At 46.8% G+C, this 17737-nt stretch carries 10 protein-coding genes; 9 read left to right on the top strand and 1 reads right to left on the bottom strand.

Going from position 1 to position 17737, the window contains the following annotated elements; all coding sequences use genetic code 11:
- Window positions 1-40: 40 nt before the first annotated feature.
- From BMX95_RS23270 to BMX95_RS23250, 5 genes are all read left to right on the top strand, one after another.
- Entirely contained in the window at window positions 41-1084 is a 1044-nt protein-coding gene (locus tag BMX95_RS23270; protein ID WP_081197886.1) for a FecR family protein, read from the top strand.
- Between the two features lie 76 nt (window positions 1085-1160).
- A complete protein-coding gene (locus tag BMX95_RS23265; protein WP_081197885.1) occupies window positions 1161-4244 on the top strand; it encodes a SusC/RagA family TonB-linked outer membrane protein in 3084 nt (1027 codons plus the stop codon).
- Window positions 4245-4265: 21 nt separating this feature from the next.
- A complete protein-coding gene (locus tag BMX95_RS23260; protein WP_081197884.1) occupies window positions 4266-6047 on the top strand; it encodes a RagB/SusD family nutrient uptake outer membrane protein in 1782 nt (593 codons plus the stop codon).
- Between the two features lie 305 nt (window positions 6048-6352).
- Window positions 6353-7210: a glycerophosphodiester phosphodiesterase family protein gene (locus BMX95_RS23255; protein ID WP_081197883.1), complete on the top strand. Its 858-nt coding sequence runs from the start codon at window positions 6353-6355 to the stop codon at window positions 7208-7210.
- A gap of 183 nt (window positions 7211-7393) precedes the next feature.
- Complete coding sequence (locus BMX95_RS23250) at window positions 7394-8647, top strand: IPT/TIG domain-containing protein (RefSeq protein ID WP_081197882.1); 1254 nt, start codon at window positions 7394-7396, stop codon at window positions 8645-8647.
- A 116-nt stretch (window positions 8648-8763) separates the two neighbouring features.
- On the opposite strand, the gene BMX95_RS23245 is transcribed toward BMX95_RS23250, so the two are convergent.
- On the bottom strand, window positions 8764-9960 hold the full coding sequence (locus BMX95_RS23245) for a hypothetical protein (RefSeq protein WP_081197881.1): 1197 nt from the start codon (window positions 9958-9960) through the stop codon (window positions 8764-8766).
- A 234-nt stretch (window positions 9961-10194) separates the two neighbouring features.
- Between BMX95_RS23245 and BMX95_RS23240 the strand changes: the two genes are divergently transcribed.
- From BMX95_RS23240 to dctA, 4 genes are read left to right on the top strand one after another with little or no spacing between them, the layout of a single operon-like run.
- Complete coding sequence (locus BMX95_RS23240; RefSeq protein ID WP_081197880.1) at window positions 10195-13428, top strand: SusC/RagA family TonB-linked outer membrane protein; 3234 nt, start codon at window positions 10195-10197, stop codon at window positions 13426-13428.
- 17 nt (window positions 13429-13445) lie between these two features.
- Window positions 13446-14864: a SusD/RagB family nutrient-binding outer membrane lipoprotein gene (locus tag BMX95_RS23235; RefSeq protein WP_081197879.1), complete on the top strand. Its 1419-nt coding sequence runs from the start codon at window positions 13446-13448 to the stop codon at window positions 14862-14864.
- 14 nt (window positions 14865-14878) lie between these two features.
- Entirely contained in the window at window positions 14879-16393 is a 1515-nt protein-coding gene (locus BMX95_RS35050; protein ID WP_165758826.1) for a GDSL-type esterase/lipase family protein, read from the top strand.
- 5 nt (window positions 16394-16398) lie between these two features.
- The gene (gene dctA / locus BMX95_RS23225; RefSeq protein WP_280517383.1) at window positions 16399-17718 is read left to right on the top strand and encodes a C4-dicarboxylate transporter DctA; all 1320 of its coding nucleotides are present in this window, start codon (window positions 16399-16401) and stop codon (window positions 17716-17718) included.
- The last annotated feature ends 19 nt before the right edge of the window (window positions 17719-17737 follow it).

The raw sequence follows: 17737 nt of genomic DNA, 5'->3' as shown, positions 1-17737 counted from the left end.
GCATCCCCTTTTTTGTGAAACCGGGTATTTAGGGGGAACAATGCAACTAATCATCACCATACAGAAATCGCTCAAACGGCAATACCGCAAATGTCACCGGTTTATTAAACACAAAGGACAGCTGCGTAAAGCGCTGCTGGCAATTGTGTTTGCCCGCAACGCCAGAACAAGAACGGGATTATTGGCGGAAGGAAGATCTGAACACATTTTGCAATTGTTACATGCCCGCATTGGCGCTACGTATGCGGTACCACAGCAGGCGCCGGTAAAACGAATGTGGACCGCATCGCGCGTGGCGGCAGCAGCCATCCTGATAATACTGGCTGCTACAGCGGTGACTTATAACTACTGGCATCGTTCGCCGCAGCTGGCTGCCAAACAGGCGTCGACGCCCATCAATCAGGTGATCGCTTATGTGAATGAAAAGAAGGAACCGCAGTCATTGACACTACCCGACAGCTCACGAATAAAAGTATGGCCCGGTAGTTCGGTAACCTACTACAAACAGTTCACCACTACCAGCCGCACCATTAGCCTAAAAGGAAAAGCCATTTTTGAAGTGGCAAAAGACAAAGCAAGACCTTTCACCGTTTTTGCCGGCGATATCAGTACCACAGCATTGGGAACGGTGTTTATGGTAAACACGCTGGAGCCGCGTAAAGTGCAGGTGCAACTGTATGAAGGAAAGGTGATGATCCGTTCGGCTTCAGAAAAAATCGCTATGCACGATGTATACCTGAAAGCAGGGGAGCAGTTTGAAATAAATAAATTACTGGGTGCAGTTTGCGTGTCGCCGCTTGCCGACAGCAATACCATTGCTGCTGATAAAAATACTAAACCGCTAAGGAATGTAAATAACAGCGTACTTGAATTTAATCAAACCCCACTTGCCAACGTACTGGCCAGCGTTGGTGAGCGGTACCATGTTCGGTTCAAATTCAGGAACGGGGATTTTAACCAGATGTACGTAACGGGGAAATTTCTTCCAACCGACTCATTGCCGGTAGTTCTAAATATGCTTGGAACTATGTATCAATTGAATTTTAAGAAACAGAATAACACAATAGAAGTAACCGGCAGGTAATACAGTTAACCATAATCACCATGTGTCATGTGCCCTAAGGCAACATGCTGGGTACTTATTGTCTAAAAAAAATTATATGATGGCTTTCAAATTTTCGAAAACCAGGGGGTGGCTGCTATTGATAATACTCCTTTGGTCGTGTTCACTAAATGCCCAAACGGTATCGGGTATTGTTACATCCGAAAAGGGCGAAGCTTTAGGTAGTGTAGTAATAGAAATAACTATATCCGGTTCATCGGAAAAACAAATGTCAACCACCGATGAAAAAGGACAATTTACCACGCCGGCATTAAAGGCAAATAACAAATACCAGTTCAACTTTACGCATGTTGGTTTCGAACCCTATATCGTCTCCGGGTTCAAAGTAAAAACCGGCGACAAAAATTTACTCATCGTGCGCATGAAGGAAGCTGCTTCGAATATGAATGAAGTGGTGGTAGTGGGGTATGGTTCCGTGCGCAGGAAAGATGTTACCGGCGCCATCAGTACGATCAAGTCTGATAAAATAACGCAGATAGCAGTAACCAATGTAACGCAGGCCATGCAGGGCCGCGTAGCGGGGGTAATGGTGCAAACAGATTCCTGGAAACCGGGTGCCGTAGCCCAGGTGCGGGTACGCGGTAACCGCTCCATTACCGCCTCGAACGAAGCCCTGTATGTAGTGGATGGGATTCCCCTCAGCGATGGAAGTATCAGTGATATAAATCCGAACGATATCGAAAGCATCAGTGTATTGAAGGATGCATCTGCTACGGCTATTTATGGAAACCGCGGCGCCAACGGGGTGATACTTATCACCACCAAAAGAGGCGAGAAAGGCAGAACGGTAGTAGAATACAGTGGTTATTATGGGGTGCAGGAAAACAAACCATTGCCCAGTCTGATGAATGCAGCGGAGTTTGTGGAGTACTCGAGAGAAGCGCAACGCAATTCACTGGGCGGTGCCTATGATCCCAAACCCAGCAAGGATCTGGATTTTAAAAACGACCAGTTGGTAGCTACCCCATATATGGCAAAGAACATGGAAGCAGCCTGGGAAGGTGGTTCGTATGACCCCTCCAAATTGAAGTCAACAGACTGGATCAGCTATGGTTTACGCAATGGAAACATCCAGGACCACCAGGTAAGTGTGCGCGGCGGCAATGACCTTACCAAAGTATTGTTCTCAGCCGATTACTTTAACAACGTGGGCGTGGTGCGCGACCAGGATTACAAACGGTATTCCATACGGGTAAATGTAGATCACTCCATTACAAAAAGAGTGAAAGTAGGAACGCAGATGTTGTATGCCAATTCACAACAGGATGCCGGCTGGGATGATGTATTTGACGGGTATGGACTGAAAAGTTTTAACCCGCTGGCTTCTCCTTATGAAGAAGATGGCGTAACCCTGGCCCTGTTCCCAACCAACAACACCCGTACGCCGAACCCCATCACCAACTTTGGTAAAACAAAACGGTTAAATAAACAGGACCGTTACCTGGGTAACTATTATGCCGAGGTAGCACTGCCAGCCAACTTCAGTTTCAAAACCAGCCTGGGTATCGATTATCGTGCCGCACAAGCCCTGAATTTCAATTCCGCCAATACGGCGGCGGCAGGCGGCATAGCGCCTTCGGCCACCTCCAACAGCGGATCGAAAAAATTCATGTATACCTGGGAGAACGTGTTGAACTATAATAAGTCCATCAACAACGAACACAATTTCGGTGTAACCCTGTTGCAGTCGATCCAGTCCCAAACAACAGAAAACTATGGCATCGTGGTATCTGACCTGCCATACGACCAACAGCTGTATTACAATGTGGGTACCGCCCTTACCATCAACAGCATTTCCAGCAGATACCAGAAATGGGGCCTGGCTTCTTTCATGGGTAGAATGAATTACAGTTATAAAGACAAATATCTTGCTACGGTTTCTGCGAGGTACGACGGCGCCTCAGTATTGGCTGAAGGCCATAAGTGGGCGTTGTTCCCCTCGCTGGCCCTGGCCTGGCGGCTCAAAAGCGAAGACTTCCTGAAAGCGGTCCCTTTTATTTCTGACCTGAAATTACGCGTGGGTTATGGCAGAACCGGTAACTCCACATTGGAACAGCCTTACAGAACCTGGGGAAGTTTAACAACTGTGCGTTATGATTTTGGTGGTACCAGCACGCTGGGTTTTACCCCCAAAGACATGATTAATCCTTCGCTTAGCTGGGAAACAACCGGCCAGTACAACGCCGGTATAGATTTCGGAATATTTAAAGGACGGGTTACCGGTAGCATAGAAGTATATAAACAAAATACGTACGACCTGTTATTGAACCAGAACCTGCCTACCGCTTCGGGCTTTAATCAAATACTGGTGAATATTGGTAAAACCAGCAACAAGGGCCTGGAAGTTACGCTGAATACAGCCATTGTGGCAAGTCGTACCTTCAAATGGAATGCCGACATCATGTTTGCTACCAATAAACAACAGATCCTGGAATTGTACAATGGTACGCAGGATGACCTGTCCTCTGGCTGGTTCATTGGTCGGCCAAAGGATGTATACTACGACGTTAGTCCCAATGGGATCTGGCAAAACACCGATGCCGATAAAGCAGAGATGGCCAAATTCGCCGTTAATGGCGCTACGTTTAAACCCGGTGATATTCGTCCGCTCGACTATAATAACGATTACCGGATCGACGCGGCCGACCGGCATATCCTGGGACAAAAAGATCCCAAATGGACCGCGAGCCTGGGCAATACGTTCCAGTACAACAATTTCGATGCGTCCATCTTTATGTATGCCAACGTAGGCCACATTGTTTACCACGACCTCGATATGCGTTTTGATGGCCGTTACAACCAACCCAAACTCGATTACTGGACACCTGAAAATCCCAGCAACAAATACCCCCGTCCTTTATTGGGTACAGCGGGTCTGAATTACCTGGGCATCCTGAATTATTACAGTGGTTCCTTCATGCGCGTAAAGAATATATCGCTGGGCTATAACATGCCGTTATCTATTCTGAAGCCGGCATCCATCGAGCGGTTCAGAATATATGCCAGCGTACAGAACCCCTTTATCGTTACCAATTTTCCGGGTACAGATCCTGAAGGCGCTACCGGTTTCAATGAACCCAGCGTAAGGACCTATATGATTGGTGTTAATGTAAGCTTTTAAGAACACAACTAATTCAGCAACATGAAAAGGATACATATTTGCCTGTCGGCGCTCGTTCTGCTTTTTTCCTTCAGCGCCTGTAAAAAATACCTGGCCGAAAAAGTAGTGTCAGATGTTGGGTACCCGTTTTATGAAACAGCCGATGGGGTAGAAGGTGCGCTGGTGTCAGCCTATAATACCCTGCGCCTGGGTGTAAATGGCGAACGGTCGCTGACCTTCAGTGATGCTGGTACCGATCTGTTTACTGTCGGTTCTGATGGTAATAAAACATTCAACCAATACCTGTCTACCCTCACTTCGCTGGAACCTAAGATCTCAGATTACTGGGATTATCATTATACCGGTATTTCAGAGTGTAATGTAACCATGCAGTATTTGCCCAAGGCGCCTGTAGCTGCGGATAGGAAAATCGTTATTGAAGGCGAAGCCAGGTTTTTACGCGCCCTGTATTATTTTGACCTGGTACAGCATTTCGGCAACATCCCACTAGTAATAGAAGCGATAGATAAAGTAAAGACCGATTTTAAGCGATCTCCCGTAAACGAGGTATACAATACCATTATTTCCGACCTGCGTACCGCGTTCGATCAGTTACCAATAACCGCCGCCCAGCAAGGCCGTGCCACTAAAGCCGCCTGTGCTCATTTGCTTGCGAAAGTGTACCTGGCCCGCGGCAGTGCGGTATCAGCCACCCAGCAACAGGTGCGTGGCACCAAAGCTACCGATATGGACAGCGTGATCTATTATGCCAGCAAACTCGTGAACAAAGAGCTGGGCACGTTTGCCCTGGTAGCCGATTTTGGACAATTGTTCGATATCAACAACCAGGTGAACAGCGAAGTGCTATTTTCTGTGCAGTTTTCTACCAACTTGATCAGCAATGGCGGTGGTAATAACCAGCATTTGTATCACGTACCACAATACGATGCCGTTAACACGAAAATATTGCAACGCTCAATAGAGTACGGCCGGCCTTATCGTCGCGTACGTCCTACCCCGTATGTATACAATGGTTTATTTGGCGCTACCCGCAAATACGATTCCCGCTTTACGAAATCTTTTGTGTGGGCGTACATCGCTAATTTAGCAGCCACTGGTATTGCCACCCAGGCCGGTAACAAGATCGATGTGAAGGTAGGCGACACCGCTATCTACTTTTCACCTGTATTGTATCCCACCCAGGCCGCCTGGGATGCCGCCAAAGTGGAGAACAACCGGATTGCCTATTTCTTACCACTCAACGTATACCTGCCCTTTGCCTACAACTTTATCTACCCGGGGTTAAAAAAATGGCTCGATGCCTCGCGCCTCACTACCAATGAGACCAATGGCTCAAAAGACTGGATGATCTTCCGTTATGGTGAAACCCTGCTGTTGCTGGCCGAAGCCTATGGCCGCAAAAGCGATTGGGTAAATGCAGCCAAATACATCAACCAGGTAAGAACACGGGCCGCTTATAAAGAAGGCGAAATGAAAACCACTCAGTACTGGACATTCGAAGGCGGTGATTATGCCGACCGTACCAAAAGCACGGTACCCGATATGCAGATCACCACTGCCGATATCAGCAACAACTTCGTTGATTTCATGCTCGATGAAAGAGGCCGTGAAATGCTGGGTGAATTGAATCGTTGGGAAGACCTTGACCGTTGTGAAAAGCTGGTAGAGCGCGTAAAGAAATATAACCCCGATGCACAGAATATCCGTGACTTCCATACCCTGCGCCCCATACCGCAAACGCATATCGATCGGTTGAATCCGAAAGGACCGATCGAGGAGGAGCAGAATGTGGGGTATTATTAGGAGTTGACAGGGTTGACAAGTTAACAAGTTAACAAGTTAACAAGTTGACAGGTTGACAAGTTAACAGGGAAGAAGGAAGTAAGAGGTAGGAAGTAAGAAGTAGGAAGTAAGAAATAAGAAGGTTGATAGTGTTGATGGCGGTCCGCGTCGTAGTTTTGCTTTGCTCTCAGCCAAAGCCTTCACGAAGGAGGCCTACTGCCTACTGCCTTTCTTCTCTGCCTTCTGCCCTCTGCCTTCTGCCGCCCAAGAGTAAACCCAAGCATTACTAAAAATAAAATATACATTAACAACAAATAATACACGCTATGAACAAACGTGCCTATGTTTGCGCATCATTCATTTTATTGAGCACGCTGATGAGCAATGCCCAGGAAACGGCCCGGTTTAAAGAGATCAACAAGGCTTTTTTAACACCTACTTCGAAAATAGTACTGATTGCCTCGCACCGGGGTACCCACAACGATTTTCCTGAGAACTCGATGAGTGCGTTTAAAAAAGGTATTGAACTGGGGATCGATGTAATTGAAGCCGATGTGCGGCATACCAAAGATGACTCATTGGTGATCATGCACGATGCCACTGTTGACAGGATGACCAATGGAAAGGGCCGGGTAGATGAATATACTTTTGAAGAGATCAGGAAACTGCGCCTCAAATTCAACGGCCAGTTAACCGATGAAAAAATACCCACACTCGAAGAAGTGCTGACACTGGCAAAAGGTAAGATCCTGGTTGACCTGGATATCAAAACCAACCGCGTACCGCATATCATGCAGGTGGTGCAAAAAACACAAACCGAGAATACCTGCTTTTTCTTTTTGGGTCAGGGCATTTATGCCAAAATGCTGAAAGAGAAAAATCCGGTGTTGAGAACACTGGTAAGAACACACAGCGAAGCCAATGTTGACTCTGTATTTAAGGTAACAAAAACCGAAGCGGTACACATCGACGAAAAGCACAACACTGTAGCCGTTACCACTAAAATAAGAAACAATGGTGCACGCGTATGGATCAACGCTTTAGGCGAAGTAGATAAAAAAGCAGCTGCCGGTGATCTGGAAGCCTATGGCGAATTGATGAAGAACGGCGCCAATATGATTCAGACTGATTACCCCGCTTTGCTTATGAAATACCTGAAGAGTAAGAATCTTTATTATAACTAAAGATATCGGGTGGTTTTTAATTCATGGCTGTCCGCCGCGGCGGACAGCCTTTTTTTATTAATAGCTATTTTCGTATGTATTAGGAGTTTAGATATATTTTTCTAATTTTGCGGGCGATTTAACCCAATGAAGATCGGTATCAAACCGAATCGTTTGGTTATCAATATATAATAAACCCGTACTATGAAACAAAAGCTTTTTGTGCTTATTGCCCTTTTTTCTTTGACTCTTGTCTTTTCCTGTAGTAAATCTGATGGTCCCAACTTTGAGGACCAATTGCCCGGCATTACTTCCATTAGCCCTGAAAAAATTTATACTGGTACGCAGGTTACCATTAACGGAAAAAATTTCAGTAATGACACGGCTGCTATTACGCTTTGGATAGATAACCAGATAATACCTGTTTCTGCTGCCACAACTTCAAGTGTTACTTTTACTATTCCGTTACACTTTTTAACAACAGGTCAAAAAGCTTGTTCAGTACAACTGGATGTAAAACAACAAAATGTTATTTATAGTGCTCATGATTCAATCACCATCAGTTACCAGGAACCTCATGGCTGGTTTTATACCACCACTTTACCCGTGCCAGGTGATTACCCGGTTTATAAGCAGCTCATTTTCCCTACAGATTCCATAGGTTATGTACGATCAGACATAACGCTTTATATGACAACCGATGGTGGTATAACCTGGAAAGGCGATATCAACAATGGTGGTTTTTCCCACGGCAGTGCTGTTGCTTCTTCAGATGGTAAAAATGTTTGGCTGGAATCTATTGCCGACGTACTTGTAGGTACCAATGGCATAAACACCTGGACCATACCAGCGGGCACCCATTACAACTCTCTTATTGCCGGTTTGTATACAACCGATCCTGCCAATGGTTTGGTAGCCTTAGCATGCGGAAAATTATATGACATCAATGGTAGTTTTTCCGGAGCTACAATAAAGTACCAAAGCCCCTTTTATGTTAATGACAATACGGGCGTATGGCAAAAGATGTCTGCAATAGATAAGGACAATTTGATATTAACCGGGCGTTACAACAAATTTGTTATAGAAAAAGCAGGTGTATTTAGCGAAGGCGATCTCTCATCTCTTTCCGGTACTAACGTTATAACAACAGGTCTGCAGATGGTTGATGCCAATACCATTTTTCTGGTGAACAGTAATGATGAGCTGATAAAATATTCAGGCAATACCTGGACCAAGTTAAGCCAGAAGGCCAATGCCGTATATTTTATAAATACTACCACAGGGTACATCGCTTATAATGACAAGATCCTTAAAACCACCGATGGGGGCGCCAGCTGGGCAGAATTGTTCACCCTGAAGGCATCGGAGAAAGCGGGTGTTATTTGTGCAAGGAATGGAAAAATTTGGGTGATTGGAAACGGTGACAAACAAAGTTTTGTATTGAAATATAACCCATAAGTATATAGTATAAACAATAATAAAAACAGGCTATCCCAATTTTATCGGGATAGCCTGTTTTTATTATATTATTGGCTATTGCCTGTTGCCGATTGCCTTTCCCCATTGCCCACTACCTACTGCCTTTGCAAAATGATCCCCTCCTTCGGTTCAGGCAGCAGGATACTATTCTCATCCAGCAGTTTTTTCAGGGTTTCATTGGGAACACTATCCAGCAGGCCATTGCGCAGGTAAAAGCTTTTTACTTTGGCAGTCCCTTTGTACCAGTTAATGACCTTGCAACGACAACTGGCATTTTCCAGTGTATTGATCACTTCTTCTACTTTACCGCCGCTGCCCTGTTTTTCATACACTTCCCTGATGCCGATGATCTGGTTACGCGGCCCGATGTCAAAATTCCACGACGCGGAAATAACGGGAAGAAAAGGGCCCGGTGTATTCAACCGCATCAACGAATGGCGGGGCGATTCAATACTATCCTTATTATTTTTTACTGAAGAACGGATGCTTACCAGCCAGGGCGCTTCAAACTGCATATACCCCACGTGGTCGAAGCTGGCACCATACCGGCTAAACGTAAAGTAGCCGTCCTTATATTTTACATCCAGCACATTCGATACCACCATATGGTACCGGTTGTTATCGGAAATGCGCGCCTGGGGCGAACCGGTATAACACAACCAGATCCCTTCCAGGCTGTCGATCTCGGCCTGGGTGGGTACATAGGGCAACAGCTGCATGTCTTTTTTAATGGTAATGAGTTGCTGGCTGGCCTGGTTCCATTGGTAGTACATAAACGCCATGGCCAGTAACAGCAGCAATAATACCGGCCAGAAGATTTTTGTTGGAATGACTTTGGCCGGCGCAGGCGAAACGAGGGTTACAACGGCTGGTCGGGTCTCTGGTTCGGAGGCTTCCTCTTTTACCAGCAGGTCGGCATCAACCGGGTTGGCCTCGAACCCTTTTCGGCCCACCCCATATAAATAAATATAACAGGCATCTACCAAAAAGGAGCGGGGGTTGGCCACTATACGATTGAAGTAAGCATCCTTGATCTGGTTACCGGTTATGTCATATTTGCGAAAGGGGTACTCCAGGTTCTTGGGATTGTAGTCGGGCGGGTACACTTCGTGCTGCAACGTGCCGGCCGTATGGGGCAGGTTGTTGCTGATCTCACTGAGCATTTTAGCTACTTCCTCATAATTCTTTCGGTTTGAATTACGCGAAATAGCGTGGCCGGTTTGCAATTCGTAATGCTCAAGCACCTTAGTCAACAGGCATACGATTTCCTCTTTTCCTGTTTTTAGTTGCATTTAAAGATTTGATATATAGTAAGTTGAAAAATTCCAGAAATCTAAAACCAATTCCAGAAACGGGGTTGTTATTCTTGGAAGTGGTTAAGTTGCCGCTTCCTGATTGAAACCCCTTACTGCTTGGCTATATTAGACTATGCGATGCCTCACCGGTCAAAAATCTGATTTTTTTCCGGATTTCAAAAAACGGTTGTAGGCAGAACATATTTACCAATTAACTAATCGATTGCTGCTATGCGAAACAAGATCCTCCTACAATGCTTCCTTATTTGTAGCATGTGCTGCTGGCTGGTATTGCCAGCCCTCGCACAAACAAAAACAATTACCGGTACCGTAGTAGATGATAAAAATGAACCCGTGCAGGGGGCTTCTGTGAGTGTGAAAGGTGGTTCCGTTTCTACCGTTACCGATGGCAAAGGTATTTTCTCCCTCACCATGCCCGTAGTAAGTACTACACTGGAAATAACTCATGTGGGTTTTGAAATGAAAGAAGTGTTCCTGGGTAACCAGGTTACATTAACGATTTCCATTACTCCGGCTGCGGCCAATATGCAGGCGGTAGTAATCACCGCCCTGGGTTTTGAAGCCAAAAAAGACCGGATAGGGTATGCTTCGTCCAGCATTTCGGCCAACCAGTTGGGCAATTCAGGTGAAGTGGGTTTGGTAGATGCATTGGGCGGAAAGGCTTCGGGGGTGCGGGTGTCCCGTACTTCCGGCGATCCCGGCGCGGCTTCGCAAATTCTTATTCGCGGACAAAGCACCATTACCCGAGGAACCGATCCTTTGATTGTAGTAGATGGCGTGCCGGTGAACGGCGGCGCGCGCAATGAAAGCAGCGGTGGTACTACCCAGCAAAGCCGCCTGAATGATATCAACCCCGATGATATTGCCAACATCCAGGTGTTGAAAGGTGCTTCTGCAGCCGCTCTGTGGGGAACCAAAGCCGCCAATGGCGTGATCATGATCACCACCAAAAAAGGAACAGGCCCAAACAGCATCTCCTTTAAATCTACTTATTCCATCGACCGGGTAAGTGCCTTCTACGATCTGCAGGATACCTACGGCCAGGGCAGCAACGGTGCCTGGGCTGCTAACAATACCCGCAGCTGGGGCGATCGCATCAGCGACCGGTCTGGTGCAGAAGATGCCGTAAACCTAAATGGTCCCAGCTTTAACGCCAACAACGGACAAACCTATTATAACATCACCGCCAAAAACGCCAAAAATACCTACCTGAAAAGTAATTACGATGGCGTGTTGGGCACCGGTCATTACCTGGATAATTCTTTAAGCCTGAGCGGTGGCGATAGCAAGTCGAGCTACTTTTTCAGTCTGAACGACCTGAACCAGAAAGGCATTTTTAAAAAGGGGAGTGGTTACCACAGAACCGGCGCGCGCATCAACGTGACCAGGGAAATTTATAAATGGTTGTCTGTTTCCAATAAAGCCAGTTATACCCTCATCAATTCAGACCGGCAGCAAACCGGGGTGAACAATGCCGGTTTTATGATCGGGTTGTTGCGTACGCCACCCGATTTTGATAACTCGGGTTATATTGGAAGTTATTCCGCAGCACCAGGCGGTGCCTTGATTGAAAATCGTCAGCGTAGTTACCGAAATTATACAGGGTCTAATGTAAACCCGGGTTTCAACAACCCGCTGTGGGATATATATCAACTGAAAAATACCAGTAATGTAAACCGGTTTATCAATTCGGCAGAGATCAATATCAAACCAATTGACTGGTTTACCCTCACCACCAGGGCCGGTGTTGATTATTTTACCGACCGGCAATTGAATTACTTCCCTTATTTCAGTACCAATGAAACCGTGGGTGTTTACAACCGGCAGGAGTATTCAGAAATGCAGTTCAACCTGGATGTGATTGCCCGGGCTGAGAAAAACTTTAGCGGGAATTTCACTGTGAACGGATTGGTTGGGTTCAATTATAATGCGTTGAACACCGCCACCCTGGGCGCCGGTTCGCGCAACTTTATTATTCCTAACGGACCTGAAGACCTGGGAAATGCCACGCCTACTAATATTTCAGTAGATGATTCGTATTTAAAAAGAAGAAGCAATGCCGGTTATGCCAGTGCCGGGGTGGGTTTGTTCGATCAGCTGTATATCAATGGAACGGGCAGAATAGAAGCTGCTTCCACCTTCGGTACCCAGTCGAATAACACCTTCTTCTATCCTTCAGCCGACATTGCCTGGCAGTTCTCGCAACTGGATGCCCTGCGCGAATTATCGTTTTTGTCGTTTGGTAAAATCAGGGCTTCTTATGGCGTAGTGGGTATTCAGCCCCAGGCTTACCAGACTGCCACCAATTTTGTTACCCGTACCTGGAATGATGGCTGGGGCGGTGCGCTGGATCCCAGTTTGTATGGTACCGGAACTTATATTCAAAGTGTGAACCGGGGTAATGCTTACCTGAAACCGGAACGTAAAGAAGAGTTTGAACTGGGAACTGACCTCCGTTTCTTCAACAACCGGCTTTCTACCAGTATCACTTATTATAAAAACAAAACGGTAGATGCCCTTATCAATATCTCACAGGCCGCCTCTACCGGTTATGATAACCTGTATGCCAATGCAGGCAGCATTCAAAACAAAGGAGTGGAAGTAGATCTGTCCTATGCACTCGTCCGTAAAAAAGACTGGGATGCGGGCATTAGTATAAACTTTACTAAGAATGAGAACCGGGTGTTGAACCTGAGCGATGCGGGTTCTATTAATTTGGGTGGAACCGCCGGTATTTCCAGCAGGGCGGTAGAAGGGTATGCGCTCGGGGAGTTGTATTCCATTCCCTGGATGCGCGATGCCAAAGGTGATCTGCAGCTGGATGCCAATGGATTCCCAACCCCCGATGTAACATCCGTAGCGATCGGCGATCCCAATCCCGATTGGCGCGGGGGTGTAAGCTTCAACCTGCGTTATAAAAATTTCACCCTGAATGCGCTGGTGGAACACTCACAAGGTGGGGTAGTTGCGAATGGAACAGAAGCCGTTTTGCTTGACTATGGCACCAGTGCTACCACTGCAAACGTATCAGTTGCACCCACTGATTTAAAAAGATACAATGGCACGGTGATTCCCGCCGGGAGCAGCTTCCGCGGAAACATAAAAGATTTTGGCGCCGGTAATGTAGCCCTTGACCAAACCTGGTATACCGGGGCAGGTGGTTTCTTTGGTAATGTGGGGGAGCAATTTTTGGAAGACGCTACCTGGACGCGCTTTCGCGAACTGAACCTGGGGTATACATTACAGTCGGGCCGGTTGCGCAAAAAAATGGGATTGAAATCATTGGGGATAGAATTAAGCGGAAGAAACCTGCTGTTGTTCAGCAAGGTGAACGGCTACGATCCTGATAGCAACGTAGCCGGTTCTACCTCCGCCCGCGGGGTGGTGTATTTCGTGAATCCGCCCACCCGGTCTTATTTAGCCACCCTGAAATTGAATTTCTAATCATCAACCGAATTTTCATGACCAAACATATCATCACTGCATTTATCATCATAGCAGCTATCTCCGCTTCTTCTTGTAAGAAATCGGTAGATGGGTTCAATACCGATCCCAATAACCCGCTTGATGCCGATGCCATTACCATGCTTACCGGTGTGGAAGTGGGAAACATGGGTAACCAGGAAGGGGAACTGGCCCGCCTCGCTGGTATGTGGTGCGGCTACTTCACCGGCGAACAACAACAATACCAGGCATTTTATCAGTACCTTATTATTGCCCGTAACTATGACGACTCCTGGCAGCGCGTATTTTCAGGCGTGTTAAAGAACGACCGCCTGATGAAACAAAAAGCGTATGCCGTAAATAATATGCGACTGGTAGGCGTGGCCCAGGTAATTGAAGCCAATGCTATGGGCACGGCTACCGCCCTGTGGGGTGATATCCCTTTTAAACAGGCCGCCAACGATGAGTATCCCAATCCGGAATATGATGCCCAGGCCGATGTATATGGGTATATTCAGTCGTTACTCGACAGTGCGATCCAGAACCTGGCCTCCACTTCCTTTATTGATTTTTCAGCACAGGACATTCATTTTGCCGGCAGCAATACCAAATGGGCTCAAACCGCCTGGACGTTGAAAGCAAGGTATTATCTGCAAACAAAACAGTACCCACAGGCGCTTGCAGCGGCGGCCAAGGGAATCAGCACCGCAGCCAACAACTGGATAGCGCCCCATACGGCCGCAGGCAAAGGTTCCAACAATTTATATTACCAGTTCTTTGCGCTCGACAGAACCACCTGGTTAACGGCCACCAATGCATTTGCAGTTTCCCTGCTGAATGCCACCAATACCAGTTACCGGGGTAATTCAAAAACGGTTGAAAAAAGCCGGTACAATTACCTGTATAGTTCAGCCACCAACCCCAATTACACCACCAATGGGTTTTACTGGCAAACCGCGTCGTTTCCGCTGGCTACCTACGCCGAAAACCTGTTGATTTTGGCTGAAGCCGATGCCCGCGTGAACGGGTTCACCGCCGGACTCACTCGTCTGAATGCATTCAGAACGTACATGAACACTGGTGGTTATATTGGCGCTTCCTACCTCACCGCCGGGAATTTTAAATACGACCAGTACGCAGCAGCCGATTTTGCAGCGGGTGGCATCGAGAACGGCGGCGCTTCACCGATTCTGCAAGACAGGGCATTATTACGGGAAATACTGGAAGAACGTTATATTACATTCATTGGGCAAATTGAAGGGTACAACGACGTGCGCAGAACATTCGCTGAAACCGATATCAGGGTGCCCGTACAACCCAATACCGGAGCACAAATTCCCAAGCGGTTTTTGTATCCACAAGTGGAAGTAGACCTGAACACTTCTACCCCAAATCCCATACCTTCACTGTTTACCGTAACACCGGTAAATCAGTAGCAAAAAACGATTGGATGAAAGCAGTATTCGCAGCCATAACATTCTTTATTGTAAGTTGTGCCCAGGCGCAACAAGTGATCCCCCTATACAGCGGAAAGATCCCCGGAAATGTATCAGACCTCGATAATGAAAAATCAGTAACACCGGAAAAAGGAAGGCCCTCGGTGATCAATGTGAGTCATCCTGCATTGATCGCTTACCTGCCTAAAACACCCAATGCTTTAAAACCGGCAGTTATTATTTGTCCGGGTGGCGGCTATGTTCGACTAACCATTGAAGATGGCGGGTACGATGTAGCTAAATCGCTGGCCGATTCGGGCGTGGCTGCTTTTGTACTGAAATACCGTACCTGGCAGGACAGCGCCTTTACCAATTATCGCAACCTGCCGTTCATCGATCTGCAAGAGGCATTGGCCCTGGTGTACAGCCGTGCCAGTGAATGGAACATCGATACCACAAAGATCGGCCTGCTGGGTTTTTCAGCCGGTGGTCACCTGGCCGCAATGGGCGCCACTTCCAAAACAGGAAAGAAAACGGCGTTTACCATTCTGGCTTACCCGGTGATCAGTTTTACCGATTCACTGGTGTCACCCACTTTGAAATCACGTTCTTCTTTATTGGGAAAGCAATTTACCGAAGCAGACAAGGTGTTGTACTCACCTGAATTACAGGTAAGCGTCACTACGCCCCCTGCATTTTTGGTACATGCGCAGGACGACAGTACCTCGTGGGTAGGCAACAGCATTGCCTATTATAAAGCCCTGACGGCAAAAAAGATCACAGGTGAGTTAACCATCTATCCCAAAGGCGGACATGGGTTTGCGATCTACAACAAAGCAATGGGCGAATCGTGGCTGCCACAGGCCCTGAAATGGTTACAGCTGAATGGTTTTTATAAACCGGTAACCCCTCAACCCAAAACAGCGCAACAGACGCCGCCGTTTTACAACGATATCCTGGCCTTTAAAAAACTGGATACAGAGCAACCTCCGGCGCCTAATGACATATTGTTAGTAGGCAGCTCATCCTTTACCCGATGGAAAGACGTGAACGACTATTTTCCCGGTTACCCTATTATCAATCGCGGTTTTGGCGGTTCTGTTTTAACAGATGTGATTAGGTACGCATACGATGTAATTCTGCCCTATAAACCCAAACAAGTGCTGGTATACTGTGGTGAGAACGATCTGGCTTCAGGTGACAGTATTACAGCAGCAGAAGTAGTGCAGCGCTTTAAAACTTTGTTTGGCATCATAAGACAGAACCTGCCAAATACCGTGATCAGTTTTGTTTCTATAAAACCGAGTCCGTCAAGGGCGCGGATACAGTCAAAAGTAATAGCAGCCAACAAGCAGATCCAGGGCTGGATAAAAACCCAGCCCCGGGCGCAGTTTATAAATATTTACGATGCCATGCTGGATGCCAACAGGCAAATGCGTGAGGAGTTGTATGTGCAGGACCGACTGCATATGAAACCCGAAGGTTATGCTATCTGGAAAAAAATAATTACCCCATACCTGATTAAATAGAGAAAATGGAATACCTGCGGCTTTTAAAGCTCTTAAAGCTCCTGAAGATCTCGAAGATATTGTATGTGCAAGTGATCCTGGGCATCATTGCCGGTATATTGGTTGGCTGGCGGTATCCTGGTTTTTGGCCAACAGCCAAACTGATCAGCGAAACCTTCATCAACATGATCAGGATGGTGATCACCCCCGTGATCTTTCTTACCATCGTATTGGGCATTTCCGGCGCCGGTGATATGAAGAAAGTAGGCCGCGTAGGATTGAAATCACTGATCTATTTTGAAATAGTGACCACACTTGCTTTAGTGATCGGTTTAATAACTGCAAACCTCGTAAAACCTGGTAAAGGCATAAAAGGAAGTCATACCGCTACCCAGCAGGTAACGGAGATCTCGGAGCAGGCCAAACACATGAACTGGGGCGAATTCTTCTCGCACATTGTTCCCTCCAACATCATAGACGCATTTGCCAAGGGCGATATCCTGCAGGTATTGTTTTTCAGTGTGCTGTTTGCCATTGGTTTGAAAATGCTGGGCAATTCCGGCAAAGGGTTGCTTACCACATTCGAGAACATCAACAAGGTACTGTTCAATGTGCTGAAGATGGTTATGCGGCTGAGCCCTATAGGCGCTTTTGGCGGTATGGCCTACACCATTGGCAAATTCGGTTTTACCACACTGGTGGTATTGGGAAAGCTGATGTTGACTTTCTACCTCACGGGGATCGTATTCATTTTTGTAGTGCTCAACCTCATTTGCCGGTATTTCGGCTTCAGTTTGTGGAAACTGCTGGGGTATATAAAAGAAGAAATTTTAATTGTGCTGGGCGCCAGCAGCAGCGAGGCGGTATTGCCTTCGGTGATGCAAAAGTTAACTGCCGCCGGTTGTGAAAAAGAAGTGGTAGGGTTAGTAATACCCACTGGCTATAGTTTCAACCTGGATGGTACAACCATTTACCTGAGCATGGGGATTATTTTTCTGGCGCAGGCCTTTAACATCGATCTCTCGCTGGGCCAGCAACTAACAGTAATAGGCATTCTTTTATTGACCAGTAAAGGCGCAGCCGGGGTTACCGGCAGTGGTTTTATTGTACTGGCTTCCACCCTTACTGCATTAAAGGTGATTCCGCTGGAAGGGCTGGCATTATTGATAGGCGTAGACCGTTTTATGAGTGAAGGCCGGGCCATCATCAATTTCATTGGCAACACCATTGCAACCGTGCTTATTGCCAAAAGCGAAAATGCACTGGATATAAAAACCTACCAAACGATTGTTGAAAAGAAAAGTGCGCCGGTGACCCCCGGAACGCCCATGGCCGAAGCGGTGTAACAGCAGATGTTTGTCAGGA

The sequence above is a fragment of the Niastella yeongjuensis genome (assembly GCF_900110245.1).
GTDB classification, from domain to species: domain Bacteria; phylum Bacteroidota; class Bacteroidia; order Chitinophagales; family Chitinophagaceae; genus Niastella; species Niastella yeongjuensis.
This window is presented reverse-complemented; position numbering and strand designations above follow the sequence as displayed.

What these genes read in the sequence shown, in the direction of transcription:
- BMX95_RS23270 (WP_081197886.1), top strand. Translation starts at nt 41, where the DNA reads ATGCAACTAATCATCACCATACAGAAATCGCTCAAACGGCAATACCGC.
- BMX95_RS23235 (WP_081197879.1), top strand. Translation starts at nt 13,446, where the DNA reads ATGACCAAACATATCATCACTGCATTTATCATCATAGCAGCTATCTCC.
- BMX95_RS35050 (WP_165758826.1), top strand. Translation starts at nt 14,879, where the DNA reads ATGAAAGCAGTATTCGCAGCCATAACATTCTTTATTGTAAGTTGTGCC.
- dctA (WP_280517383.1), top strand. Translation starts at nt 16,399, where the DNA reads ATGGAATACCTGCGGCTTTTAAAGCTCTTAAAGCTCCTGAAGATCTCG.
- BMX95_RS23250 (WP_081197882.1), top strand. Translation starts at nt 7,394, where the DNA reads ATGAAACAAAAGCTTTTTGTGCTTATTGCCCTTTTTTCTTTGACTCTT.
- BMX95_RS23260 (WP_081197884.1), top strand. Translation starts at nt 4,266, where the DNA reads ATGAAAAGGATACATATTTGCCTGTCGGCGCTCGTTCTGCTTTTTTCC.
- BMX95_RS23245 (WP_081197881.1), bottom strand. Translation starts at nt 9,960, where the DNA reads ATGCAACTAAAAACAGGAAAAGAGGAAATCGTATGCCTGTTGACTAAG.
- BMX95_RS23255 (WP_081197883.1), top strand. Translation starts at nt 6,353, where the DNA reads ATGAACAAACGTGCCTATGTTTGCGCATCATTCATTTTATTGAGCACG.
- BMX95_RS23265 (WP_081197885.1), top strand. Translation starts at nt 1,161, where the DNA reads ATGATGGCTTTCAAATTTTCGAAAACCAGGGGGTGGCTGCTATTGATA.
- BMX95_RS23240 (WP_081197880.1), top strand. Translation starts at nt 10,195, where the DNA reads ATGCGAAACAAGATCCTCCTACAATGCTTCCTTATTTGTAGCATGTGC.